General features: G+C 55.7%; 1 protein-coding gene. It reads left to right on the top strand.

Annotation, left to right across the window (positions count from 1 at the left end):
- Window positions 1–155: 155 nt before the first annotated feature.
- Window positions 156–2,117 carry a S9 family peptidase gene (locus K6118_RS17175; RefSeq protein WP_247121727.1) on the top strand — a complete coding sequence of 654 codons (1,962 nt, stop codon included), beginning with the start codon at window positions 156–158 and terminating at the stop codon, window positions 2,115–2,117.
- Window positions 2,118–2,158 lie beyond the last annotated feature (41 nt).

Here is a 2,158-nt window from a genome sequence, read left to right as displayed (position 1 = left end):
GAAGAAGAACCTGTAAGGCGGGTTAAGCCCCGGCTTCCAGCTTGGCGATGGCTTCGGCCATCGCCACCAGGCGCCGCGCTTCCGTGACGTGCAATTCCTCGCCGAGGAAATCGGCAAATAAGCACAAACATTGAAAACATGAGTTTGGGGGGTTTATGACTTTTTCCACACACCGCACGGCTGCTGCGCTTTTGCTCGCAGGTGCCGTCCTCTTACCGGCTAGCACCGCACAGGCAAAGCCCCACGGGACCGCGCCACTGCTGCCGGTCAAGGCCTATGCCAGCCTGCCGGCTTTCCATGGCGTGAAGCTGTCGCCGGACGGCAAGCAGATCGGCTTTATCACCAATCTCAAGGGCCGCGCCGCTTTGGTGATGGAGAACCTGGACGGCAGCCAGCCCGCAGCGCTATCGTCGGCGCAAGATGCCAATATCGTGAATTTCTATTGGGCCACCGACAAGCGTCTTCTGGTCGTCTACGGATTTTCAGAGACACGCGGCCGAAGCCATATCAAATTGGACCAGACCCGCCTGATGGCCGTTGACCGTGATGGCCAAAATCAAGCCTGGATCGTCAAGGGGAAAAAGATTTCCAGGCTCGGGATAAACATGGCCCCCCAGACCCCCCCGACCCCTCAGTTCCAACATAAGATCATCGACCTCCTCCCCGATGACCCGGAGCATATCCTGCTGTCGATCGACGCCGACCTCAACGGCACTGATGAGGTCTGGAAGCTCAATATTTTCAACGGCCATTACCGGGAAGTCATCCAGGGCATGCGCGGCATCCAAAATTGGTATGCCGACCAAAACCACACCGTCCGGTTCGGCGAGGGCTATGAGCTTGATAACCAATATGCTATTCTGAGGGACAAAGAGGGCCACACCGCCCCCCTTACCAAAGCAGACTGGTATAAGGATGCCGACATCATCGGCTTCAGTAAGGACCCGAACATCATCTATGTCACCAAGCTAAACCAATATGGCACGCTTGGCGTATACAAGCTGGCGCTCGACAGCGGTAAGATCATCGATACTGTTTATGAAAACCCCAAGGTCGATGTGAGCTATGTGAAAAATAACCCCGAAACCGGCTGGCCTGCCGGGGTCGTTTTCGTAACCGACCGGTGGCACACGGCCTATTTCGACCAAGGCCTGGCCCATATCCAGAAGGTCATCGACAAGAGCCTCCCAAAAACGACCAACAGCATCGTCGGCAAAGCGAAGGGCAAGGAGATTTATGTCATCTTCGCCTACAGCGATGTTGACCCGGGCGTGTATTATCTTCTCGACCTAGAAGCCAAGAAAATGAGCCTCCTGTCCCCCTATATGGATGGGATTGACCCTAAAACCCAGGCCCATGTGAAGCAGGTCGATATCCCGGTCAGAGACGGCAGCACCATCCCCGCCTATATAACCACCCCACGAGGCATGGAAAGCGCCAAAGGCCTGAAGGCTGTAGTCCTACCCCACGGCGGACCTTCGGCCCGGGACACCAATGACTGGGATTATTGGGCCCAGTTTCTGGCAAACCGCGGTTATCTGGTCCTGCAGCCCAACTTCCGCGGCTCCAGCGGCTATGGCAAAAAATTTGAGAAGGCTGGCGAACATCAATGGGGCGGCCTAATGCAGAATGATGTCACCGACGCCACCAAGTGGCTGATCAAGGAAGGCTATGCCGACAAGAACCACATCTGCATTGTCGGTGGGTCCTACGGCGGGTACGCTGCGCTGATGGGGGCGGTGATGGAACCGGGTCTCTATAAATGCGCAGCCTCCATCAATGGCGTCACAGACATCGACGACATGAAAACCCACGACAAGCATTTCATCGGCGGCCTTAAGTGGATCAAATACATGGGGCTTGAAGGCAAAAGCGACAGCGACGTCTCGCCCATCAACCATGTGCAGGACATCAAGGTGCCCGTTCTTCTTATCTCAGCGAAGGACGACGCCCGTGTTCCTTTTAAACAGTCGAAGGACATGGACAGCAAACTTCGTCATGCCCATAAAAAAAGCCGCCTGGTCCTGCTGGAAAACGGCAACCATACGCTGGACACGGAAGAGGCGCGTGAAACCATGCTGACTGAGTTGGAAAAATTCCTGAAGAAGAACCTGTAAGGCGGGTTAAGCCCCGGCTTCCAGCTTGGCGATGGCTTCGG

It is taken from the genome of Kordiimonas marina (genome assembly GCF_023006325.1).
Taxonomy (GTDB): Bacteria; Pseudomonadota; Alphaproteobacteria; order Sphingomonadales; family Kordiimonadaceae; genus Kordiimonas; species Kordiimonas marina.
This window is presented reverse-complemented; position numbering and strand designations above follow the sequence as displayed.

What these genes read in the sequence shown, in the direction of transcription:
- K6118_RS17175 (WP_247121727.1), top strand. Translation starts at nt 156, where the DNA reads ATGACTTTTTCCACACACCGCACGGCTGCTGCGCTTTTGCTCGCAGGT.